General features: G+C 64.7%; 19 protein-coding genes. 16 read left to right on the forward strand and 3 right to left on the reverse strand.

Features of this window, described 5'->3' with window-relative positions; translation table 11 throughout:
* Positions 1–3: 3 nt before the first annotated feature.
* From FIV42_RS11340 to FIV42_RS11350, 3 genes are all read right to left on the reverse strand, one after another.
* A complete protein-coding gene (locus FIV42_RS11340) occupies positions 4–1,428 on the reverse strand; it encodes a methyl-accepting chemotaxis protein (RefSeq protein WP_141197798.1) in 1,425 nt (474 codons plus the stop codon).
* 78 nt (positions 1,429–1,506) lie between these two features.
* Positions 1,507–1,938, reverse strand: a complete 432-nt coding sequence (locus FIV42_RS11345) for a chemotaxis protein CheW (protein ID WP_141197799.1) — start codon at positions 1,936–1,938, stop codon at positions 1,507–1,509.
* A 41-nt stretch (positions 1,939–1,979) separates the two neighbouring features.
* Entirely contained in the window at positions 1,980–4,247 is a 2,268-nt protein-coding gene (locus FIV42_RS11350) for a chemotaxis protein CheA (protein WP_141197800.1), read from the reverse strand.
* Positions 4,248–5,510: 1,263 nt separating this feature from the next.
* On the opposite strand from FIV42_RS11350, the gene FIV42_RS11355 reads away from it, so the two are divergent.
* The 16 genes from FIV42_RS11355 to fliF all read left to right on the forward strand — a co-directional run bounded on the left by FIV42_RS11355 (position 5,511) and on the right by fliF (position 23,976).
* Positions 5,511–7,592 (forward strand): recombinase family protein, encoded by a 2,082-nt coding sequence (locus FIV42_RS11355; RefSeq protein ID WP_141197801.1) that lies wholly within the window; start codon positions 5,511–5,513, stop codon positions 7,590–7,592.
* 272 nt (positions 7,593–7,864) lie between these two features.
* Complete coding sequence (locus FIV42_RS11360) at positions 7,865–8,269, forward strand: hypothetical protein (protein ID WP_141197802.1); 405 nt, start codon at positions 7,865–7,867, stop codon at positions 8,267–8,269.
* Between the two features lie 625 nt (positions 8,270–8,894).
* Positions 8,895–9,686 (forward strand): hypothetical protein, encoded by a 792-nt coding sequence (locus FIV42_RS11365; RefSeq protein ID WP_141197803.1) that lies wholly within the window; start codon positions 8,895–8,897, stop codon positions 9,684–9,686.
* A 216-nt stretch (positions 9,687–9,902) separates the two neighbouring features.
* Positions 9,903–10,736 (forward strand): flagellin N-terminal helical domain-containing protein, encoded by an 834-nt coding sequence (locus FIV42_RS11370; RefSeq protein WP_141197804.1) that lies wholly within the window; start codon positions 9,903–9,905, stop codon positions 10,734–10,736.
* 543 nt (positions 10,737–11,279) lie between these two features.
* Positions 11,280–12,119 carry a flagellin N-terminal helical domain-containing protein gene (locus FIV42_RS11375; protein ID WP_141197805.1) on the forward strand — a complete coding sequence of 280 codons (840 nt, stop codon included), beginning with the start codon at positions 11,280–11,282 and terminating at the stop codon, positions 12,117–12,119.
* 309 nt (positions 12,120–12,428) lie between these two features.
* Complete coding sequence (locus tag FIV42_RS11380) at positions 12,429–13,262, forward strand: flagellin N-terminal helical domain-containing protein (protein ID WP_246099089.1); 834 nt, start codon at positions 12,429–12,431, stop codon at positions 13,260–13,262.
* A gap of 2,049 nt (positions 13,263–15,311) precedes the next feature.
* A complete protein-coding gene (locus tag FIV42_RS11385; protein ID WP_168210569.1) occupies positions 15,312–16,148 on the forward strand; it encodes a flagellin N-terminal helical domain-containing protein in 837 nt (278 codons plus the stop codon).
* Between the two features lie 171 nt (positions 16,149–16,319).
* The gene (locus tag FIV42_RS11390; protein ID WP_141197806.1) at positions 16,320–17,330 is read left to right on the forward strand and encodes a LamG domain-containing protein; all 1,011 of its coding nucleotides are present in this window, start codon (positions 16,320–16,322) and stop codon (positions 17,328–17,330) included.
* A gap of 128 nt (positions 17,331–17,458) precedes the next feature.
* Positions 17,459–18,787, forward strand: a complete 1,329-nt coding sequence (gene fliD / locus FIV42_RS11395; protein ID WP_141197807.1) for a flagellar filament capping protein FliD — start codon at positions 17,459–17,461, stop codon at positions 18,785–18,787.
* Between the two features lie 88 nt (positions 18,788–18,875).
* Positions 18,876–19,316 (forward strand): flagellar export chaperone FliS, encoded by a 441-nt coding sequence (gene fliS, locus FIV42_RS11400; protein WP_141197808.1) that lies wholly within the window; start codon positions 18,876–18,878, stop codon positions 19,314–19,316.
* Positions 19,313–19,633, forward strand: a complete 321-nt coding sequence (locus tag FIV42_RS11405) for a hypothetical protein (protein WP_141197809.1) — start codon at positions 19,313–19,315, stop codon at positions 19,631–19,633. The genes fliS and FIV42_RS11405 overlap by 4 nt, the downstream gene beginning before the upstream one ends.
* Positions 19,626–20,915 (forward strand): hypothetical protein, encoded by a 1,290-nt coding sequence (locus tag FIV42_RS11410; RefSeq protein ID WP_141197810.1) that lies wholly within the window; start codon positions 19,626–19,628, stop codon positions 20,913–20,915. Before FIV42_RS11405 ends, FIV42_RS11410 begins: the two co-directional genes overlap by 8 nt.
* 180 nt (positions 20,916–21,095) lie before the next feature.
* Complete coding sequence (gene flgB, locus FIV42_RS11415) at positions 21,096–21,500, forward strand: flagellar basal body rod protein FlgB (protein ID WP_141197811.1); 405 nt, start codon at positions 21,096–21,098, stop codon at positions 21,498–21,500.
* A complete protein-coding gene (gene flgC, locus FIV42_RS11420) occupies positions 21,497–21,919 on the forward strand; it encodes a flagellar basal body rod protein FlgC (RefSeq protein WP_141197812.1) in 423 nt (140 codons plus the stop codon). Before flgB ends, flgC begins: the two co-directional genes overlap by 4 nt.
* 77 nt (positions 21,920–21,996) lie before the next feature.
* The gene (gene fliE / locus FIV42_RS11425; protein ID WP_141197813.1) at positions 21,997–22,293 is read left to right on the forward strand and encodes a flagellar hook-basal body complex protein FliE; all 297 of its coding nucleotides are present in this window, start codon (positions 21,997–21,999) and stop codon (positions 22,291–22,293) included.
* A gap of 3 nt (positions 22,294–22,296) precedes the next feature.
* Entirely contained in the window at positions 22,297–23,976 is a 1,680-nt protein-coding gene (gene fliF, locus FIV42_RS11430; protein ID WP_141197814.1) for a flagellar basal-body MS-ring/collar protein FliF, read from the forward strand.
* Positions 23,977–23,989 lie beyond the last annotated feature (13 nt).

The following is a 23,989-nucleotide window of genomic DNA, read 5'->3' on the forward strand; positions in this document are numbered from 1 at the left end:
AGGTCACAGTTGGAAGCGGGCCACGAGCTTGCTCAGCTCACCGGCCGTGCCCTTGAGGGCGTCGGCGGAGTTGAGCGTCTCGTTGGCCATCCCGGTGGTGGCGTCGGCCGCATCGGCCACGTCGACGATGCTCGCCGACACTTCATTGCTGCCGCGCGCGGCTTCGGCGGCGCTGCGGCTGATCTCGTTGGTTGTTGCGGTTTGCTCCTCGACCGCCGAGGCGATCGCGTGCTGCAAGTCGTTGATCTGGTTGACGACCTCCGAAATCTGGGTGATCGCGTCGACCGCGGCCGAAGCGTCGTCTTGGATGGACTGCACCTGCTCGCCGATCTCCTCGGTGGCCCGCGCCGTCTCCTTGGCCAACTCCTTGACCTCGTTGGCAACAACTGCAAATCCCTTGCCAGCTTCGCCGGCCCTCGCCGCCTCGATGGTGGCGTTGAGCGCCAACAGGTTCGTCTGCTGGGCGATGGAGGTGATCACCTTGATGACCTTGCCGATTTCGGTGCTGCTCGTGCCCAGCTTCGACATCGTGTCGTTGGTCGACTGGGCAATATCTACCGCCTGGGCGCCCACGCCGGCGGCGTTGCTGGCGTTGCGCGCGATCTCCTGGATGCTGGCGGTCATCTGCTCGGCGGCCGCAGCCATATTGTCGATGCTCTGGCTGACCTGCTCGGAGGCCGCCGAGGCGGTGCCGGCGCGCGTGGAGGTGGTCCCGGCGCCCTCGTCGAGCAGCCGGCTGACCCCGGCGAGCGCGTCGGCCGACTGGGACAGATACTTGGAGTTGTCGCTGATCTGACTCAGGTCCTCGCGCAATCGGTCGATGAGCCGGTCGACGGCCTGGCCGATGCGGGCCACGTCGTCGTCGCCCTCGAGATCGAGCTTGGTCGTCAGGTCGCCGCGGCTGACCGCGTCGACCACGTCGACGATATTGCCCACGCCCTCGCGCATCTCCTCGGCCCGCTTGATGGCCTCGGCCTTGTCGGTGACCACGTCCCAGGCCACCATCGGCCCGATATACTCGCCGTCGGCGTCGAATAGCGGCTCGACCTTGAGCCACATCACCTCGCCGTCGCCAAACGGGATCTCGGCCTCGTGGGGAAGATTTGCCGGGTCGGCAAGAATGCCGCGCTGGTGCGCCGGATCTTTGTGGAAGATGTCGATATTGACGCCGACCAGCTCGTCGGGGCCCACCGGCAGGCCCGGCAGCGTGGCGACCAGGTCGCGCGTGGCCTGGTTGACCCAGGTGATGTTGAACTCGAGGTCGGCGCGCATCACCGGGGTAGGCATGCGCTCGAGCATCTGCTGGGTCAGCCCGAACCCGTCAGCGTAGTCCTGCTTGGTCGTGTACTTGTACTCGATCTCGTCGAGCTTCTGATTGGCCACGCTGCCCCAGTGGGCGGTGTTCTCTTGCGTCTCGGCAGTGCTCATATCTATCTCCGGTACATCTCAGGGTTGTTCGCCTCACGATTTCGCCGCCCCGCAGGCGGCGAATCGAACAAAATACTCTCAGGACACGTCGACCACCCGGTCGGGGTCGATGACCAGCAACAGCTCGGTGTCGGTCTTGTAGACCCCCTCGAGCACGTCGCGCACGTTGCCCAGCACCGTCTGCGGGGTCGACTCGAAGCGCGAGTCGTCCAGGGTGATCACGTCGCCGATATCGTCGACGAGCATGCTCACCGGGCCCTCTTCGCGGTGCAGCACGATATTGACCGGGTCGGTGCCCTCCTTGGCGTCGGGCAGGCTGAGCCGCCGGCGCAGGTCGAGCGCGCTGACGATCTGGCCGCGCAGGTTGATCAGGCCGCTGACGCAGTCGGGCGCCAGGGGCACCGGGGTCAGCTCGGTGGAGCGAATCACCTCCAAGACCTTGGTCACCTCGACGCCCATAAAGAGGCGGCCCAGGTAGAAGGTGCACAGTTGTCGGGTCGTGTTCTGCATGGTCTTCCTTGTCGGTTAAGCAGCACCGTCAAACGGCGCGATTAAGCAGCCGACACGTGCGGCTCGAGAATGGCTTCGACGTCGAGCACCTCGGTGACCCGCTCGTCCATGACGATGCTGCCGAGCACCCCCGGCCGGCTGCTGGGCAGCTGGATCTCCAGGGAGGTTTCGACGATGTCCAGAATCTGGTCGACCACCAGGCCCACCGAGTAGCGGCCGCGCTGGTAGACGACGACCTGCAGGGTCTGTTCGTCGACCTCGGGCTCGAGGGTGTCGGCACGTCGGGGGGTGGTGCGCCGCTCGGGCAGCACCGAGGAGAGGTAGACCAGCGGCAAGATCTCGCCGCGGTACTGGACCACCGCCGAGCTGCCGGTGCGCTCGACGCGGCGGCGAGGAATCTCCTCGAGGCGGCTGACCTGCGACAGCGGCATGACCATGCGCCCGTCGTCGGGCGTGCGCACCAAAAGCGCGCGCTCGGTCGACGACGCCTCGGCCGCCTCGCGGCGCTCGGCGTCGACCAGCCGGTCGCTGGTCTGCGCGCCGAGCACGTCGGCGTTACGGGCGATGCCGGGCACGTCCAGAATCAGGGCCACGCGCCCGTCGCCCATGATCGTCGCCCCGGCGTACGCGGCGATGTCGTTGAGCTGCTGGCCCAAGGGTTTGACCACGATCTCTTCGGTATCGATGATCGCGTCGACCACCAGGCCGAATTGCTGGCCGGCGGCCTGCAGCACCACGATATTGAGCGCCTTGTTGCTCGCCTCGGCCAGCACGTCCTCGTCGGCCTGGGTCAGCCCCAGCTCGTGGTGCAGGAAGACCAGCGGCAACAGGTTGCCGCGCAGCCGGTAGACCGGCGCGTTGTAAATCGTCTCGATGCGGTCGGCGAGGTTGTCGGCGTCCAGGCGCACCAGCTCGAGCAGGCTGACCTGCGGGATGGCGTAGCGGCCCTGGCCGCAGGTGACGATGAGCGCCGGGATGATCGCCAGGGTCAGCGGGATCTCGACCTTGATGGTCGTGCCCACGCCCACCTCACTCTGGATGTCGATGCTGCCGCCGATGCGCTCGATATTGGTGCGCACCACGTCCATGCCCACCCCGCGCCCGCTGACGTTGCTGACCTTCTCGGCGGTCGAGAACCCGGGGGCGAAGATGAGCTTGAACAGCTCCTGATGGCTCAGCGCGGCGGCCTGCTCGGGGCTGATGACGTTCTTGGCCACCGCCGTGCGCCGCAGCTTGTCGGGGTCGATGCCCCCGCCGTCGTCGCGGATCTCGATATTGACCTGCCCGTCCTGGTGGTAGGCGCGCAACAGCAGGGTCCCCTCGGCCGGCTTGTCGCTGGCCAGGCGCACCTCGGGCGGCTCGATGCCGTGGTCGACGGCGTTTCGCACCAGGTGGATGAGCGGGTCGTTGATCGCCTCGATGAGCGTCTTGTCGAGCTCGGTGTCCTGCCCCTCCATCTCCACACGCACCTGCTTGCCGCACGCATGCGCGATGTCGCGCACCAGCCTGGGGAACTTGTTCCAGATATTGCGGATGGGCTGCATGCGCGCCTTCATGACGCTCTCCTGCAGCTCGCTGGTGATCAGGTTGAGGCGCTGGGTGGTCGCCAAAAAGTCGCGGTCCTCGGCCTCGTTGGAGTGCTGCAAGATCTGGTTGCGCGCCAACACAAGCTCACCGACCAAGTTCATGAGCTTCTCGAGCAGGTCGACCGACACACGCAACGTCTGGTCGGCGACCTGCGAGCTTCGCTTCGCGCCGGCCGCCGCCAGCGCATTGGCCGGCTCGGCAGCTTTTTCCGGCTCGGCAGCTTTTTCGGGCGGGGCAGCTTGCTCAGGTGCCGGCGTGGGCGCGGGCTGAGCGACGGGCGCGGGCGTCGGCGCCGGCTCGGGCTCCGCAGCAGGCGCCGGCTCGGCAGCAGGCTCGGGCGCCCCTTCCGCCGACCCGACCGCCTTGAGGCGCTCGATAAGCTCGCCGAAGTCGACGCTATCGTCGCTCGAGTGCTCCTCGATCTCGACGAGCATCGCACGCACCGCGTCGACCATCGCCAACAGCGCGCTGATGACGTCGGCGTCGAGCGCCAACTCCCCGTCGCGCGCGCTATCGAGCAGGTTCTCCCCGGCGTGGGCGACCTTCTCGAGCTGGCCGAAGCCCAGCGCACCGGCGGTGCCTTTGATCGTATGGATATCGCGAAACACGCGCTCGAGGATCGCCTTGGCGTCCGGCTCGCGCTCGAGCTGCACAAAGTCAGCGTCCATGCGGTCGAGGCTCTCGTAGCTCTCGACCAAGAATTCCTGGATGATCTCGTCCATCGGGCAGTGCTCTGGCATGGGGATGCAATAGAACCAGTTGCTCGCCCATGCACATCGGCACAACCCGGACCACACTTTAGCAAAAAGATCGATTGGGGCGGGTACGGCTACGGCTACGGCTACGGCTACGGTCACGGCTACGGGCACGGCTGACGGGCTACGGTCACGGTCACGGTCGCGGGGCACGGCTACGGGCACGGCTACGGCTACGGGTACGGTCACGGTCCCGAGCGCGCGACTTGCAACTACGAACAAGTCACGCGCCCACCCTCACGTAGACCCCGGCGGGTTTATCCCGCCGGTGAATCAGCCTGCGGAGCTAACCCTAACGGTCGCCCCACCCACCATCCGCGCATCCTGAATCATCCCCCTCTATCCGCGCCCAATCCGCCTATCATCACCCCATCCGCGCTCAGCGCCATCAACGCCATCAACGCCATCAACGCCATCCGCAAATCCCCCATCAGCGCCATCCCCCCGAGAACCCCACCACGCCCCGATCTGAAAGAAAGTACGCAACAAATCCGCAAATCCCGCGATAACCGTATTGAGGGCCCCGAACGCGTCGTCTCACCCAGCGCCGCGTCGAGGGTCCTCACCGGATGCGCAACCGACGACAAAATGACACCCCGGCCTGGCCCATGCCTCCAGCCGAGCCCGCCCCGAAAAGGCGGTCGAAGCGAGGCAGGCGGAGGCAGCGCCGAGGTACGTCTTGGCTGGTCAATGGGCGGGGGTCCGCGGGACCCAGGGGGAGGGAGCTATTCTGCTACTCTGTTCAAACTCGCAAGTCGCGCGCGCGAGAAATTCGCGCGTTTGAGGGAGGAGGCGGGGGCGGGCGCGTTTCTAGCTACACAGGCTCATTCACCGGCGGCACAAGGCACGCCGGGGTCTTGGGGAGGCGGGCGCGTTTCTAGCTACACAGGCTCATTCACCGGCGGCACAAGGCACGCCGGGGTCTTGGGGAGGCGGGCGCGTTTCTAGCTACACAGGCTCATTCACCGGCGGGATTAACCCGCCGGGACGGGTACTTGGTAAGACCACTTACGATCGGCTGTTATCAAAGCGGCCATCTCCTGCCAAACTTGGACGGCAAGCACTTCAGAAACTCGTTCAACTGGCACGGAGGCATCATGCACAAGCAGCCGAAGGCGCCGAGGAGTATCTGGAAAAGGCTGACGGACAGACGCAAGGCTGTACTGGTCGACCAGCTTCGGGCGATAGCCAGGCGGCAGATGACTTCGACAAATCGACACGGAGGTCGAAATGACGGAGTCCGCGATTCTGCGCCCACCCAAGATCACCGAGCGACATGTCAACCAGCTGGTGGTGGTCTATGTACGGCAATCAACTCTCCAGCAGCTCGAGGAGCATCAAGAGTCGACGCGTCGACAGTATGCGCTCGCCAAACGCGCTCGTCGGTGGGGATGGAGCGATGATCAGATTTTGACCATCGACGACGATCTGGGCACAAGCGGAGCAAGCATCAAGGGAAGGCAAGGTCTCCAGAAACTCATGCAGGAGGTGCGTTGTGGGCATGTCGGGCTGATTCTGGCCCTGGAGTTGTCTCGCTACGCCCGGTGCTGCCTGGACTGGTATCGTCTCCTGGAACTGTGTGCCCAGTACGATACGCTTATTGCCGAAAATGACGTGGTCTACGAGCCCTGCGACCCCAATGACCGCATGCTATTGGGAGTCAAAGCGACGATGTCGGAGACAGAGCTTCACATCATGAAGCAGCGACTCGAGGACGGCAAGCTGGCCAAGGCCAAGCGGGGCGAGCTCGTCTTTGATGTGCCGCGTGGTTACGTATGGAGTGTCGACGAGGAGATCATCAAAGACCCCGACGCCCAGGTGCGCCGGGTCATCGAACTGATCTTCGAGGTGTTCGAGAGGCGGCGCACCATCGGTGGTGTGTGTCGATATCTCGAGGCGCACGACATCAAGCTTCCGCATCGTCGCGACAGCTTCGGGCATCTGGCCCACCTGGGCCCGCTTGAGTGGCACAAGGCGACGAACTCGGCGGTGAGCAACCTTTTGCGGCACCCGATTTATGCGGGGGCCTATGTCTACGGGCGGCGCCAGCGGCCCTCGAACGCCGGGTTCGGGAGTCGAGGCGAGCCAGGCCGGGTCCGAGTCGACCAGGGGCAGTGGCTCGTGTTGCTCAAAGCCAATCACCCCGCCTACATCGACTGGAAGACCTACGAGAGAAACGTGGAACAACTCGAGGACAACAAACCGGCCGTGAAGGGATATGCGCAAAATGGCCAAGCGCTGCTGGGAGGACTGGTCCTTTGTGGCGGGTGCGGCTGGCGGATGAGCCTGCACTATAAAGACCCACAAACGTGGCGCTACGAATGCGAAAACTACAAGACGAAGGCCAAAGATGGCTGTCGCTCCTTCAGTGGAATGTCGCTCGACGAGCTGATCGAAACGCTTGTGTTGCAGGCTCTGGAGCCAGCAGCCATCGAAATGAGTTTGAGGGTTATCGAGGAGGCCGAGAAGGAAAGAGAAAAGCTAAGAGAGCTGTGGGAGCAAAAGCTCGAGCGGGCGCGCTATCGCGCCCAACGAGCATTCGAGCAGTATGACGCGGTCGACCCGAGAAACCGTCTGGTGGCCCAGACCCTCGAAGATCGCTGGCAAGAGGCGCTGGAGGAAGAAGAACGAATCCGACGCGACTACGCCCGCCAAAAAGCCGAGTGGCAGATGCCGCTTCCTGGCGAACAAGCCGAAGAAATACGCCGTCTGGCCCAAGATCTGCCGGCCCTGTGGCATGCCGAGGAGACGCTCCCCAAAGAGCGCCAAGAAATCGTGCGCGCGATCGTCGACGAAATTCACGCGCAGGTCGAAGGCGAAACCGAGCGACTCCGCGTCAAGGTCCACTGGGCCGGAGGTGACCGCACAGCGGCCATCGTGCAACGGCCGGTGCAGAGCTGGAAGCAATTGAGCTACTACGACGAGCTTGTCGATAGGATCAGCCGGCTTTTCGAAGCCGGCAAAAGCGATGCCCAGATAAGTGAGCGGCTAAACGAGCAGGGGTATCGAACCGCCGAAGCCCGCCCATTTACGCGGGCAGCGCTCACATCATTGCGCTACAACCTCGGGCTGAAGCGCGCACAGTCGAGCAAGCCGACCGACCTCCTCAATTTAGCCGAGGATGAGTGGACGACCGACCAACTGGCCGAAAGACTCCAGATGCCGCGAGCGTCACTCTACAACTGGATCCGAAGCCAGAAGGTCAATGCCGAAAAGCGAGCCGCTCAGAAGCGCAAGATATGGGTCATCACCGCCGATCAAGCTGAACTCCAGCGTCTTGAAGCCCTCAGAGAGCAAGGAACGAGTCGCTAATCATCTAATAACACCTTCAAACACGGTGGCATCATGAATCACCCACTGGGGTCTCCGGGTCGGCGCCGTCCTCGGCGCTCGACTCCGTGTTCTTCAGTGCTTCCGTGGTCCTCCGTGTGCTCTTCCGTGACTCCACGCCTCAATGTTTCCGCGCCTCCGCGCCTCCACGCCCATCGGTTTTTTTTGGACGAGGGACTAAAAGTCGCCCCCCCGCGTGCCGATGTATCGAGCGCAGTAGCACATCAACCCACTGTTCTTCGGGAGGAAGACGAATGTACCAAATCGAGCGCACCCCTTACGGATACAAACTGACTTTTGCCGGAAAAATCGACGCCCCCGAGATGGCCCAATGGGCCCAAGAGGCTCGCCAGAAGCTGAAATCCTCGCCCGACGAGTTCGGGGTGGTGGTGGATATGGCCGAGTTGGCGCCGCTCAAGCCCGACGCGCAACAGGAGATGGTCGGCGGGCAGGCCGCCTTCCGCGAGCATGGCATGGTCCGCTCGGCGGTGATCGTCAAAGACGCGGTGGTCAAGATGCAGTTCCTTCGGCTCGCGCGCGAGAGCGGCATCTACAAGTGGGAGCGCTACATCGACGCCTCGCGCCACGACGACCCCGAGTCGGTCGCGCGCGCCTGGGTCGTCGACGAGGTCGACCCCGACGCGGCGCTGAGCGCCTGAGTATGAGCGCGGTCGTGGCGCCTGCGGCGCAGGCGCCACGACGACCGCCCTGCTCACCTCGACGACTGCTCTGCTCACCTCGACGACTACTCTGCTCACCTCGACGACTACTCTGCTCACCTCGACGACCGCTCTGCTCACCTCGACGACCGCTCTGCTCACCTCGACGACCTTCGCGACCACCTCGACGAGCTTCGCGACCACCTCGACGACCTCGACGACCACCTCGACGGCCGCTCTGCTCACCTCGACGGCCGCTCTGCTCACCTCGACGACTACTCTGCTCACCTCGACGACCGCTCTGCTCACCTCGACGCTCGATCTGTCGCCACGACGAGTCGATCCATTGCCACGACGAGTCGATCCATCGCCACGACGAGTTTTTGGGCACCTCGACGCATCCCGAGCCGAGTCTTGCCGCCGATCATGAGGGGCGCTATTCTCGCCTCTATCTCCGATAGCAGTAGTTAGTTCACGTCGGGAGAACTGATCCGGGCCGCACGTCGCACGCGTGCGTTCGCGTCCACACGGGCGTCGAACACGTTGTGTGCGCGCTGTGCGAGCCCCTCGTTTGTTTGTCCATTTATCTGGCAACAGCCTATTTCATTGTGATTTGGAGGGAACGATGGAGACCCCGAACCTCGACCAACTGCGCCCCACTCTCGAAGCCATCCCCGCCGCCCAGGTGAAGATGCCCGGCGGCATGCCCATTTCGACCTACACGACCGAGGCCGAGACGCTCAGCCGGCTGATCGGCCAGACCGATGTGCGCTCGGAGCTCGAGCACGTCGGCGTGCCGGCCGCCAACCTGGATATCTTTCCGACCGCCGTGGGCGCGGCCGTGGAGGCGCAGAGCCTCTGGGTGCAGTTCCGCGACCGCAAGAACAGTCCAGAGTACAACGACGCCATCGCCGAGAGCGAAAAGCTGCGCGACGCGATGACCGACGCGTGCCGCTGGAACCTGCGCGACAACCAACGCGCGCAGGCCGCACTCGACGTCATTTACCCGGGCAAGGGCGTGCCCGACCTGAACCAAGACCTGCACGATCTGGCCGGGCTCATCGAGAATAACCTCGACAAATTCGACGCCGACCAATCCTTCGACGCCCAAGCCGCGGCCACTCGCGCCCGCGCCCTGCGCGAGATACTGCTCGGCGAGGCCGCCTCGCACCACCACGCGTTCGACAAGGAGGACGCCAAAGAGCAGCGCGACCGCGCCTTCACCTACCTCGACAAGCTGGTCGACGAGATCCGCCGCGCCGGTCGCTACGCCTACCGAGGCGACGAGGCGATGACCACCCGCTTCGTCAGCGGGTACTGGCGACGCCAGCGCATCGGTGACGACGAGCCCGCCATCGAGCCGGCCGGCGAGGACGTCACCGACCCGACCCCTAACCCGGCCCCGGCCGACGCCTGACCTCCCCACCACCTACCTGTACCTTTTAGAGAGCCCCGCGCCCGGCGACCGCCGGGCGCGGGGCTCTCTACCAAGAAATCGAGAAAAATCTCTAAAGGAATTCTGGGGCGTGACGATGTGCATATCGGAACATGAAGCGGCCCGCGTGACGGCCAATCACAAAAGCTGCTTCTCCCAGTCCATACATAGAGACTCGCGACCCCCAGGAGGATTGTAATGAGTGTCGTACTTCAGACCAACGTCTCCAGCCTTTCGGCTCAACGCCACCTCGGCAAAACCAACCGTGCTCTGAGCAGCAACATCGCGAAGCTGTCCAGCGGCTTTCGCATCAACTCCGCAGCAGACGACGCTGCAGGCCTTGCCATCTCCGAAGAGATGAAGGCCGACATTCGCTCGCTTTCGCAGGCCAAGCGAAACTCGAACGACGCCATCAGCATGATCCAGACTGCTGAAGGTGCCATGGGCGAAGTCCACAACATTCTGGGACGTATGCGCGAGCTGGCCGTTCAGGCCTCCTCGGACGGCATCAACGACACCCAGCGTGGCCACCTCGACACCGAATTCCAAGAATTGTCCGCCGAGATCGACCGCATCGCCGGTGTGACCAAGTACAACGGCAACGATCTGCTCGACGGCACGCTCAACGCCACCTTCCAGGTGGGCGCCGACAGCGGCGAGACGATGAGCGTGGCGATTGCCCAGGACTTCAACACCACCGCCCTGGGCGACGGCACCAACTTCATCGGCGGCGCCGACCTGACCAACCGCGCCAACGCCGACGCCAGCCTCGGCGTCATCGACGGCGCCATCAGCCAGGTCTCCAGCTCGCGCGCCTCGCTCGGTGCCAAGCAAAACCGCTTGGAAGTCACCATCGACAACCTGAGCGTGCAGCACGAGAACCTGTCTGCCGCCAACAGCCGCATCCGCGACGTCGACGTGGCCAGTGAAATGGCCGCGATGACCAAGAACCAAATCCTGATGCAGGCGGGCACCTCGATGCTCGCCCAGGCAAACAGCCGCCCGCAGTCGGCGCTGTCCCTGCTCGGCTAACGCCAAGTTCGCCGCCCCGCCCCCAACCGTGAGTTCCTCACACGAATTCACCAACGGGGTGGGCGCGGTGCCTTGATGAGCGTAGCCGGTAGGCGGAGCGTCGCTGCCTGAAGTTTGAGGCGGCCTCTCTAGCCCCATGTGCCCGAAGCTTAGCGGAGGGAGCGTGGGGTACGGGTCGCGGCTCGACGCACCTCCTATCGAAGGGAATTGGCCTGGTGACGTGGTTTTCCACCGAACCCCCGGACATTCGCTTCGGTCACCCCGGCTACATAGGCTCGGCACTCTACGCCGGGCGACTCTCCGGCTTCGGCTACGCTCATCAAACCCAGACTCGCGCATCACCGTCAGGCTCGACCTCGAGCTCTGCCTCGGCCTCTGCCTGCCTCCCCCCTCGTTTCCCCTCCCCCCTCTCAAAAAAAAAAAACATAAAACCCCTAAAGCTCCTCCAGTCCCGTGTCGATGTGGTCGTTGTAGGAACGGGACCGTCAGGTCCCCGATACAAGTATCCAGTCACCCGGTTCCCTACATAAGGAGGAATGACCTATGGGTATGGTACTTCAAACCAATGTCTCGAGTATGTCTGCTCAACGGCATTTGGGTAAAACGAGTCGCGCTCTGAACAGCAATATCGCCAAGCTGTCCAGCGGCTTTCGCATTAACTCGGCGGCCGATGACGCCGCCGGCTTGGCTATTTCCGAGGAGATGAAGGCGGATATTCGCTCCTTGGCGCAGGCCGAGCGTAACTCCAACGACGCCATCAGCATGATCCAGACGGCGGAGGGCGCCATGGGCGAGATCCACGGCGTGCTCGGTCGCATGCGTGAGTTGGCCGTCCAGGCCTCATCGGACGGCATCAACGACACGCAGCGTGGCCACCTCGACACCGAGTTCCAGGAGCTCGAGGCCGAGATCGACCGCATCGCCGGGGTCACCAAGTACAACGGCAACGCGCTGCTCGACGGCACCATGGCCGCCACCTTCCAGGTCGGCGCCGACTCCGGCGAGACCCTGTCGGTGTCGATCACCCAGGACTTCAGCGCCGCCGGCCTGGGTACCACCCCCGGTACCTCGGACCTGAGCACCGTCGACCTGACCTCGCGCACCAACGCCGACGCCTCCCTGGCCGAGATCGACGCGGCCATCAGCCAGGTGTCGAGCTCGCGCGCTTCGGTCGGTGCCACCCAAAACCGACTCGAGGTCACCATCGACAACCTGTCGGTCACCCGCGAGAACCTGTCGGCTGCCAACAGCCGCATCCGCGACACCGACGTGGCCAGTGAAATGGCCTCGATGACCAAAAACCAGATCCTGATGCAGGCAGGCACTTCCATGTTGGCCCAGGCCAACAGCATGCCGCAGACGGCGCTGGGACTGCTCGGCTAACCCCGACGCAGCCCTTCTCGGATAGCCGAGACGGCTAATCCGAGGCGGTTTCCCAACAGGCGAGCACCCGCGGCGGCCACCGCGGGTGCTCGCCACCCACATCGGTCACCTCGCCCCTTTCTGCGGGGCCCATCCCCAGCGACCGAATATCGGGCCTATTCCCCTCCGCCCGGCAACAAATTCCGGCAAAAAATTCCCAAATGCTAAAAGGATTCAGGGTTCGTGCCGATGTGTCCGTTGACGGTACGGGAGTGTTTCCCGTGGTAGTTTCCATTCACCCAGTTCCCTATGTGTAAGGAGGAATGACCTATGGGTATGGTACTGCAGACCAATGTCTCGAGCATGTCCGCTCAGAGGCATTTGGGCAAAACAAGCCGCGCGCTCAACAGCAATATTGCCAAGTTGTCGAGCGGCTTTCGCATCAACTCCGCGGCCGATGACGCCGCCGGCCTGGCCATCTCCGAGGAGATGAAAGCGGATATCCGCTCGCTGGGTCAGGCGGAGCGAAACGCCAACGATGCCATCAGCATGTTGCAGACTGCTGAGGGCGCGATGGGCGAGATTCACGGCGTCCTCGGTCGTATGCGCGAGTTGGCCGTCCAGGCAGCCTCGGACGGTATCAACGACACCCAGCGTGGCCACCTCGACACCGAATTCCAGGAGCTCGAGGCCGAGATCGACCGCATCGCGGGCGTCTCGAAATACAACGGCAACAACCTGCTCGACGGCACCATGGCGGCCACCTTCCAGGTCGGCGCCGACTCCGGTGAGACCCTGTCGGTCTCCATCGGACAGGACTTCCAGTCCACGGCATTGGGCGACGGCACCACCACCTTGAGCGCCACCGACCTGACCAACCGCACCAACGCGGACGCCTCCCTGGCGGCCATCGACGGCGCGATCAGTCAGGTGTCGAGCTCGCGCGCCAGCATCGGCGCGAGCCAGAACCGCCTCGAGGTGACCATCGACAACCTCAGCGTCACTCGCGAGAACCTGTCGGCTGCCAACAGCCGGATTCGCGACACGGACGTGGCCAGTGAAATGGCCTCGATGACCAAGAACCAGATCCTGATGCAGGCAGGCACTTCCATGTTGGCGCAAGCTAACAGCATGCCTCAGACGGCGCTCGGCCTTCTTGGCTAAGCACCTCTCGGATAGCCGAGACGGCTAATCCGAGGCGGTTTCCCAGAGTCGAACCAACGACACCCGCGGTGGCCACCGCGGGTGTCGTTGGTTCTTGGGGTTTGGGGGTTTGGGGGCGCGGATGGCGCGGATTTTTGAAAAGAGTTTTGGTGTTGGCACGGGGATTGCTCTAGGTTCTGGGCGGAACCGATCAGGTAGCTTTGGCCAGTTGCCTGGTTCCTCGCCTTCGGGTGAGGCGCGGCGAGCGGGTGGAACGAGAGGTAGTCTGGGAAACCGCCTCGGATTAGCCGGGACGTATTAGGAAACTCACATTCCTCCGAGTTCTAATATACCGCTCCGAAGTCCGCTCGCCGCACCGGGTTCCCCGGATCCCCCCCGACACAACCAATCGACGCATATCCGAAGCCCGGGTAGGTCATGAAGTCCCCCTCTTCATTTCCCCGACCATACCCCAGCAGCATTCGCAGGCACTCCCAACACATTCCTTCTTCATGACCTGTCCGGGCTTCGGATAGTCCGTCCAATCAGGCGCGGTGCGGTCGCGGTCACGATCTCACCATCCCGCACATGTTGGTCGATGCGCCGCATTGACGGTCGGGGCGCGGTCGTCCCCGGCCGCCGGGGTCCGTCTCGGGCCCCGCACGTGTTTGGGCAAGGCGTGTGCCTTGCCTCAGACACGCGACAACACGGCGCCTGACATCGCGTCGACGGCTCCGTGATCGTGATCGTGATCGTCGTCGTGATCGGCGGTTGTTGTTCGCGGCGAGACAAACGGCCGATCACGATCACGATCACGACGACGATCACGGCCGCACAACACGGTGCCTGACACCTCACCGTCAACCCACTACGTGGGCCTCGATGGACGGGTTCGCCGACCACAACACGGTGTCTGGCACCTCGTCGTCGCGGGGTCCGTCTCGGGCCCCGCGCGTGTTTGGGCAAGGCGTGTGCCTTGTAAGACACGCGACAACACGGCGCCTGACATCGCGTCGACGGCTCCGTGATCGTGATCGTGATCGTCGTCGTGATCGGCGGTTGTTGTTCGCGGCGAGACAAACGGCCGATCACGATCACGACGACGATCACGGCCGCACAACACGGTGCCTGACACCTCACCGTCAACCCACTACGTGGGCCTCGATGGACGGGTTCGCCGACCACAACACGGTGTCTGGCACCTCGTCGTCGCGGGGTCCGTCTCGGGCCCCGCGCGTGTTTGGGCAAGGCGTGCGCCTTGCCGAAGACACGCGACAACACGGCGCCTGACATCGCGTCGACGGCTCCGTGATCGTGATCGTGATCGTCGTCGTGATCGGCGGTTGTTGTTCGCGGCGAGACAAACGGCCGATCACGATCACGACGACGATCACGGCCGCACAACACGGTGCCTGACACCTCACCGTCAACCCACTACGTGGGCCTCGATGGACGGGTTCGCCGACCACAACACGGTGTCTGGCACCTCGTCGTCGCGGGGTCCGTCTCGGGCCCCGCGCGTGTTTGGGCAAGGCGTGTGCCTTGTAAGACACGCGACAACACGGCGCCTGACATCGCGTCGACGGCTCCGTGATCGTGATCGTGATCGTCGTCGTGATCGGCGGTTGTTGTTCGCGGCGAGACAAACGGCCGATCACGATCACGACGACGATCACGGCCGCACAACACGGTGCCTGACACCTCACCGTCAACCCACTACGTGGGCCTCGATGGACGGGTTCGCCGACCACAACACGGTGTCTGGCACCTCGTCGTCGCGGGGTCCGTCTCGGGCCCCGCGCGTGTTTGGGCAAGGCGTGTGCCTTGCCGAAGACACGCAAGCTGGGGCGGGGACGCCCCAGGGCGGGCGAGGACGCCGCGCGCCCCAACAAATATCCTTGCCTCATGCCCTCCTAGCCGCGATTCACCCCCAAAAACCGAAAAATCTCTAAAGCAATTTTGCAGCGTGCCGATGTCTCTTGTGCAGCGGATGGGAGCTACCGCAGCAGGATAAGCTCCCGGAGTTCACAAGAAAGGCTACCCGTGCCACAGCCTGAGAAGGAGTAACCCATGTCGATTGTTTTGCAGACCAATATCGCCGCGCTGAACACCCAGCGTCACCTCAACCGCACCAACAAGGACTTGAGCGGCAACATCGCCAAGCTCTCGAGCGGTTTCCGAATCAACTCGGCGGCCGACGACGCCGCCGGCCTGGCCATCTCCGAGGAGATGAAGGCCGAGATTCGCAGCCTCAAGCAGGCCGAGCGAAACGCTAACGACGCGGTCAGCCTCATCCAGACCGCCGACGGCGCCATGGGTTCGGTGCACGACATCCTCAACCGCATGCGTGAGCTGACCATTCAGGCAGCAAGCGACGGTATCAACGACTCGCAGCGCTCGCACCTGGACACCGAGTTCCAGGAGCTCGAGGCCGAGCTCGACCGCATCGCCGACGTGACCAAGTACAACGGCAATAACCTGCTCGACGGAACCATGGCCGGCATCTTCCACGTGGGCGCCGAGTCGGGCGAGACCCTGGCCATCAACATCACCCAGGACTTCCACGCCGCCGCGCTGGGCGACGGAACGAACTTCCTGAGCACTCAGGACCTGACCACCCGGGCCACCGCCGACGCCGCCATCGACGTCATCGACGCGGCCATCACCCAGGTGTCGACCGCGCGTGCCTCGGTGGGCGCCAAGCAGAACCGCTTGAGCATCACCATCGATAACCTGAAGGTCCAGCACGAGAATATCTCGGCGGCCAACAGCCGAATCCGCGACGTCGACGTGGCCAGCGAGATGGCGGCGATGACCAAGAACCAGATTCTGACCCAGGCGGGCACCTCCATGCTCAGCCAGGCGACCCAGATGCCGCAGTCGGCCCTGTCGTTGCTCGGCGGCTGATCGCCCCCCTCCACACAAGTTTTCCGAATCCCACCGAAAGGTGGCTTCCCGGACGACGGCGCGAGACCCTGGCCAAGGGGTGTCGCGCCGTTTTTTTATGCGTCGGCGTGAAACCTGCATATGTGCCTCGGGGTAACCGCGTACCTGCAACTTTTGCCCAGAGAGCACACGATGACACGCCGTTGGCTTTGGATAATCCTCGTCAGCCTGACCTTCGCGCCGGGATGCATCCTCTCCCAAGACTTTGGCGTTTTGCCCCCGGAAGACGAGCGTCGAGACGACGCCGGCGGCGCGGCCGCCGACCTCGGCCAGGACTCGCCGGACACCGTCGAGCCCCGCGACGCCGCCCAGGCCGACGACGTCGCGGCCGCCGAGGACGTCGTCGTCGCCCAAGATACCGGCGCCCCGGAGACGTGCTCGCCGACGCAAGACTGCCCCCAAGATCCGCCGGTGGATACCTCGCGGGCGCTCTTCGAAGAGCTGGGCGACGAAGTCGTCTTGGCGCTGTGGCTCGACGGCGCCCACGGCATCCGCCTCGACAACCAATCGCGGGTCGTGCAGTGGCAAGATCGACGCGAGGGCTTGCAAGAACGGCCGCGCTTCGAGCAGGCCGACGCCCAGCTTCGCCCCGTGCCGGCGAGCTCGCCGGCGGCGGTCAGCTTCGGCGGGGCGCACGTGCTGGCGGGTACCGACGTGTCGCTGAACGAGTTCACCGTCTTTACGGTCGTGCGCCACAACGCCCCGCCCATCGACGGGTTGCTGCTGAGCAATTGCGACGACGACGGCTCGAGCTTCGGCAACAACCGGTTCGGCTTCTCCGAGGACAACCTGGGCCGCACCAACCTGCTCTTCTTCGGCCGGTACGTCGCGGTGGGGCCGACGACTTATAGCGTCAGGGGCGTGGCCGAGCCCACGGAGGCCTGGCAAATCGTCACTCTCGTCAAGTCGCGCGCCGAGGGGGTGCGCATGCAGCAAGACGGCGTCGACCAGGTCAGCAGCGAGGCGCCCGCGCCCAACGACTGGGTCTTCGACCGCATCGGCGCCTGGTGTCCTCGCGACGGCAAGCCCAGCGCGGGCCTCAACGGCGAGGTCGCCGAGCTGTTGGTCTTCGACCGGGTACTCTCGGGCGATCAGGTGGGCAAGGTGGAGTCGTATTTGCGCGACAAATACGAGCTTTGGTGAAGGTTTGAAAAAATAAATTAAAACTCGCGCCCTTCGTGCCGATGTAGTTTGTGCACGGGGAGTCTGGGCCCTCAGGGCCCGCTCCTCGGGCACTCTCAAAAAGTTCGAGAGAACAAGCGAGGATTGCCATGGCGGTACAATTTGGCGGCCTAGTCAGCGGCCTGGACACCAACAACATGATCTCCCAGCTCGTCAAGCTCGAGCGCCAGCCGATTAACCGGCTGCGCACGCGTCAGCGAGCCGTGGAGACCGAGATCAGCAATCTGGGCAAGCTCTCCTCGAAGATGAAGGACCTGGCGACCAAGCTCGAGGACTTCAGCGAGACGGCGGGCATCCTGGCCAACTCGGCGACCAGCTCCAACGAGGACGCCCTCGGGGCCACCGCCAGCGGCGACGCGAGCAGCGGCATCTACAAGGTCGTCATCGACAAGCTCGCCCAGGCCGAAAAGAACCGCTCGCAGGCCTTCGGCGACAGCCTCGGTCAGGTGACCGCGGGCACGCTCGACATCGCCGTGTTCGACGAAGACCCCGTCTCGATCACCATCGAGGAGGGCGACACGCTGGCCGACGTGCGCGACAAGATCAACGCCTCGGACGCCTCCGTGGGCGCCTCGATCATCGACACGGGCAGCGGCGCCTACTTGAGCGTGACCGCCCAGAAGTCCGGCCACACCGTCGGGGGCACGCCCTCCGACGCGGTCGTCATCACCGAGACCTACACGGGCACCACCGGCGCGCAGCTCGGGCTGACCGAGACCCAGACCGCTTCGAACGCTCAGTTCAGCGTCGACGGGCTCGCAGTCGAGCGCACCACCAACCAGGTCACCGACGTGCTCCAGGGTGTGACGCTCGACCTCAAGGCCGAGAGCACCGACCCCATCGAGATCGCGGTCGCCCCCGACCCCGAGAAGGTCATGGAGAAGCTCGAGGCCTTCACCGAGGCGTATAACGCCACGGTCGACGCGCTCAAGAGCGCCCAGGAAGAATCCGGCGCGCTGGCGCGTGGCGCACTCTCCGAGCTGAGCACGCTGGTCTCCAGCGCGGTCACCGGCGCGGCGAGCGACTTCGTCAACCTGTCGAGCATCGGCCTGGAGACCCAGTGGGGCACCGGCAAGCTCGAGCTCGACAAGAGCAAGCTCGAAGAGGTGCTCGCCCAGGACCCGTCGGCGCTGGCCAAGCTGTTCACCACCACCGACACCGGCCTTTCGGCGACCATGGGAAGCGCGCTCGAGCGCTACACCGATGGCTACGAAGGCATCATCAAGACGACCCAGGACGGCCTGCGCGACCGCGTCGATCGCTTCGAGAACCAGATCGAGGACCGCGAGCGCGCCGTCCAAGCCTACGAAGACCGGATGGTCCGCCAGTTCACCCGGCTGGAGACCTTGATGAACGAGATGAACGCCGAATCGGCTCGTTTCGCCAGCGCCATGCCCATGGGCATGATGATGGGCTAAGCGAGCCAACACCGACGCGACGAACGCGACGACAAGCACGAAGCAACACGAACCCTAGACGCCCTAACCACGACTTCTGGAGTACCCGATGCGAGGCATCAAAGCATACCGACGAGCCGCTGCCGTCTCTTCCGACCCGATGGACCTGGTGGTCGCCCTGTACGATGGCTTCCTTCGCTACTGCTACACCGCCAAGCGCGGCATCGGAGAGGGAAGCCCGGCCCAAGCAGGCCCGGCGCTGTCCAAGGCGATGGAGATCGTCAACGAGCTGCACATCTCCCTGGACCCCAACCAGGACGAGGCGTTCACCGAGCGGCTGTCGAGCATCTACGTGTACGTCAACCAGCAGTTGCTGCAGGCGAACCTGCACCGGGACGTGGCGCGCATCGACGAGGTCATCCGGCTGATGACCGAGCTGCGCGAGGCGTGGGCCGAGGCGGCCATCAAGCTGCGCTCGGGCGAGGCCAGCGCGGAGCCAGGCGGTGAAGCAGCCGCCGAGCCGGTGGAGGCGGTCGCATCTGCAGGATGACTACACCTCCGTCCGACATACGCCCGCTGATCGAAAAGGCGATTCGCCTGCACGAATTGGGCATTCGTATGCTCAAAGCAGGCGCCTACGATCAACTCGAGGAGTTTCAGGAGATACGCGCTGACTTGCTCGGCGAGTTCCAGCGCGCCGCCAAGCAGACGCCGCCCGAGCAGTGGCCGGCCGAGCTAGCTCAGAACCTGGGTGAGGTCGAGGCGACCTTCACCGCCCAACTGCGAGTCCACGTCGACAAGATGAGAGGCAGCGTGGTGCGCCAGCGCGCCGAGCGCGTCCACCTCGACAAATACCGCCATGAATAACTCCCCCCGCTCATATACCGTCTGGTTGCTCGCAGCGCTGCTGCTGGGCGCCGGGGGGTTGCGAGCGGCCGAGAATCGCCCCACGGCGCCTTCGACGGAGGCGCTGACGCGCTTCTTGCTCTTCTCGTGGGTGGAGTTGCCCGAAAAGACCCCCGCCTTCGAAATCTCGCACCGCCGACTCGCCGCGCGCGTGGTGCTGCGGTTTGCGAGCGCACCCAGCGCCGAGGTGCGCCAAGCGATCTCGGCCAAGCTCGAGGAGCCCAGCAGCATCGAGCGCCACCGTTGGGCGAGCGACAAACGGCTGGTCATCCAGCTCACCTCCCTGACGACCGACGTCAGCCGCCTTCGGCAAGACGACGCTCTTCGCCAAGAAGACAAGTCGGGCCCGATGCTCGCCCTGGGTAACAAACGCAATATGCCCGCGCTGCCGGTGTGGTTGTACGGCGAGTTTTGCCCCTACCTCTTCGACGGCCTCGAGCCGCATGAGGAGCGCCAAGTCAAAGGGACCGCGGCCAAAAAGCTCGTCGCCACGTTCTGCCAAACCGACAGCACGGTCACCGAGATGGCCGCCGCGCGCCCTCCGACCGAGGACCGCGCGCTGACCGACCTGTGGCGCTTGATGGTCTACCACAAGGCTTCGGAGCTCGCGCAGCTCGATGTGGGCGAGTTCGAGGCCTATATCAACCGGCACGAGACGACGCCCCAGATCATGTATTTCGCGCGCATCAGCGCGGCGATGATCCACGCGGCGCGCCACGAGTTCGAGGCGTGCTTTGCCCAGCTCGACGCCATCGAGCGCATGGACCGCGACGACGAGCCGGTGCTGACCGACTGGCAACGCCAGCTGGTCGCCGATCTGGGTGAGGCGAGCTTCTCGCGCATGGTCGGCCGGCGCCTGGCCGCCGTCGAGCAACGGGAGGGTTCGTCGGCAGACGTGCTCGAGCACGTCGAGCGCTTCGGCCACTGGGAGGGCGTCACCCTGCCCACGCCCCTCAAGGAGACCATCGCCAAGATGTACCGCCAGGCGCTCTTTCCCAAGCGCGCCGTGCCCCACTATCAGGCGCTCTTGGAGCGCGCCGACGCCGACCGCCCCGCCCTGCTCGAAGAGCTGGCCGTGACCTACTACGAGGCCGACCAGAACTACCGCGCCTGGGCGACGCTGCAGTACCTACGCGAGCAGCACCCCGGGCGCGAGCTGACCTTCGTGCTCGACGACGACGCGTCGATGAACCCGGACCGACCGCTCGACCAAGACACACCGGCGGCAACCTCGACCCCCTGAAGATTCTACTCGGCAAAAGTTTCCGCTCCGCCCCGTCCTTCTTTCCGCTTCCCTCCGCCTCCCTCACCGCTCTTCCCCCTTCCTCACCGCTCTTCCCCCTTCCTCGCCCTTCTCCCCAAGTCGGCACGAACCTTGCTCATGTGTCCTGACGACTGAGTTTTGCCTGTCAGGAGATGCACGATGAGCTTTTTGAACGACCCATCCATGGCCGTCCTCGAGCAGGGGCTGGGGCTGTCGCTTCGGCGACAGTTGGTGATCAACTCCAACGTCGCCAACATCGACACCCCCGGGTTCACCCCCAGCGACATCGACTTCGATGCCGAGTTGCAAAAAGCCATCGGCGCCGGCCGCGGGCCGCGCCGCACGCATCACGACCACCTCAACGCCGACGGCGCGCGCCGCAGCGAAGTCAGCACCTTCGAGCGGCCCGACGGGCCGGCGGGCGCCGACGGCAACTCGGTGGACTTGGACGTCCAGATGGCCCGGATGAGCCAGAACGCAGTGCTCTACCAGGCCAGCACGCGCGCGGTGTCCAAAAAGATCGCCCTGCTCAAGTACGCCGTGACGCAAGGGAGTGAAGCATGAGCTTTTTGACCGGAATGGAAGTCGCCGCCTCGGGCTTGAGCGCCCAGCGCACTCGCCTGGACGTGACCGCCTCGAACCTGGCCAACGCCGAGACCACGCGCACCGCCGAGGGCGGGCCGTACCAGCGCCGCCAGGTCATCTTCGAAGCCCGGCGCGCCGAAGACTTCGGCCGCCAGCTCGACGGCGCCGTGCGCCGCGTGGACGTCTCCGACATCGAGGTCGACGCGGTCACCCCCGGCCGGCTGGTCTACGACCCGGGCCACCCCGACGCCGACCTCGAAGGCTACGTGCAGATGCCCAACGTCGACGTGGTCGAAGAGATGACCGAGATGGTCATGGCCTCGCGCAGCTACGAGGCCAACGCCACGTCGTTCGAAACCCTCAAGAATATGGCGCAACGCGCCCTGTCGATCGGGTGAATGGTGAAGGCGCCGCTGACCTGAAACGCCTTCGCCAAACGCAGCACAAAGAGCAGCACCCTTGAAAGGAACCAACAATGGCAATCAACCCCATAGCTCACCCGGACCGGATCGCCGCCGCGACCCAGCAAACGCGGGTCGAGAAGGCCTCGCCGGACAAGTTCACCGAACTGCTGGCCGAGGGCATCGACAAGGCGAACCAGAAGGTCATCGAGGGCGACCAGCAGGTCGAGCGGATGGTCGAGACGCAGGGCGCCAACCTTCACGAGACGATGATCGCGCTCGAGAAGGCCGATATCGCCACGCGGCTGACCGCCAAAATCGGCCAGAAGCTGGTGCAAGCTTATAAAGAAGTCAGCCGGATGCAGGTGTAATCAATGGAGCGTCTGGCGCGATTTCGCGAACAACTCGCCGAGACCTTCGGCCGACTGTCGCTGCCCCAGAAGGTGGGGCTGGCTGCCGTCTCCTTGCTCACCATCGCTGCGCTGCTGTGGATCACCCTGTCGGCGACGGGGGAGCCGCATCGCACGCTGTATAGCGACCTGACCGAGGAGACCGCCTCCAAGATCGTGGCCGAGCTCGAGGCCCAGCAAATTCCCTACGAGCTGCGGGGCCCCACGACCATCACCGTGCCTCGCGACCGGCTGTACGACGCCCGGCTGCACCTGGCCGGGGTGGGCCTGCCCGACGAAGAGGGCGCCGGCTACGAGTTGTTCGACGAGGCCGAGTTCGGCATGACCTCGTTCACCCAGAAGGTCAACTACCAGCGCGCCCTGGAGAACGAGCTCGCCCGCACCATTCGCTCCATCGCCTCGGTGCGCGCCGCGCGCGTCCACCTGGTGATGCCCGAAGACGCGCTGTTCGAAGACGAACAAAAAGACCCCACCGCCTCGGTCGTGTTGAGCCTGCGCGCCGGACGCGCGCCCGAAGAGGCCCAGATTCGCAGCATTCGCTACCTGGTGGCCTCGGCCGTCGAGGGGCTCGACCCCAGCCAGGTCACCCTGGTCGACGACAACGGCAGCCTGCTCGCCCGCGGCAGCGGCGACATGGCCATGGACGGCGGTGGCAGCCACTACGAGATGGGCCGCAAGCTCGAAGACGACCTCGAGCGTCGCCTCAAGACGCTCTTGGCCCCGCTGGTCGGCCCCGAGCACGTGCGCATCTCGGTCAACGCCGAGATCGACACCGCCCAGGTGCGCGAGACCAGCGAGGAGTACGACCCCGAGAAGACCGCCGTGCGCAGCGAGAAGCGCAGCGAAGAGACCCGCCTGCAGGGCGGTGACCAGGCCGCCGGCGCCCCCGGCGCGGCCACCAACCTGCCCGGCCGCCAGAACGCCCAGGTCGGCGCCGAGACGAGCAGCTCGACGGTCGCCGACGAGGTCGTCAACTACGAGGTCTCCAAGAAGGTGCGCAGCGTCACCCAGACCGGCTTTGGCATCAAGCGCCTGTCGGTGGCCGTCGTGCTCGACGAGGGACTCGAGAAGGCCGCCGGCGCTGCTGGTGGGAAGGGTGAGGAGGCGCAAGAGGGTGAGGAAGGCGAGGAGGCCGAAGAAGGCGAAGACGCCGCCGCGGCGGCCGCGGTCGCCGCGCTGCCGAGCCAAGAGCGCGTCGAAGCGCTGGTCAAAAGCGCCATTGGATTCGACGCCGAGCGCGGCGACCAGGTCCAGGTCGCCTACGAGACCTTCCGACCGCTGAACGTCTCCGGCGAGCCGGAGCCGGCCTGGTACCTGGCCCCCGATTTCCTGTTGGTCCTGGCCCGCTACTTGGTGCTCCTGGCGCTGGGCCTGGCCCTGCTCCTCTTCGTGGTCCGCCCCATCGTGGCTGCGCTGCGCGGCGAGGACAAAGAAGAGGTCGAGGAAGCCGACGTCGAGTTCGTCGGCCGCACCGTCGCCGAGCTCGAGGCCGAGTACGGCGAGATCGAAGCCGAGTTCAGCCCCGCCGGCGAGCTCAGCGAGCACTACGAGCAACTGCGCGCCGAGGTCATGGAGCTTGGCCAAAGCGACGTCGATAAGACCGGTCAGGTCATTCGACAGTGGATTCGCATGGATAACGCCTGACCCACGAGAGAAC

Origin of the sequence: Persicimonas caeni, assembly GCF_006517175.1 — a bacterium.
In the GTDB taxonomy this organism is placed as follows: Bacteria; Myxococcota_A; Bradymonadia; order Bradymonadales; family Bradymonadaceae; genus Persicimonas; species Persicimonas caeni.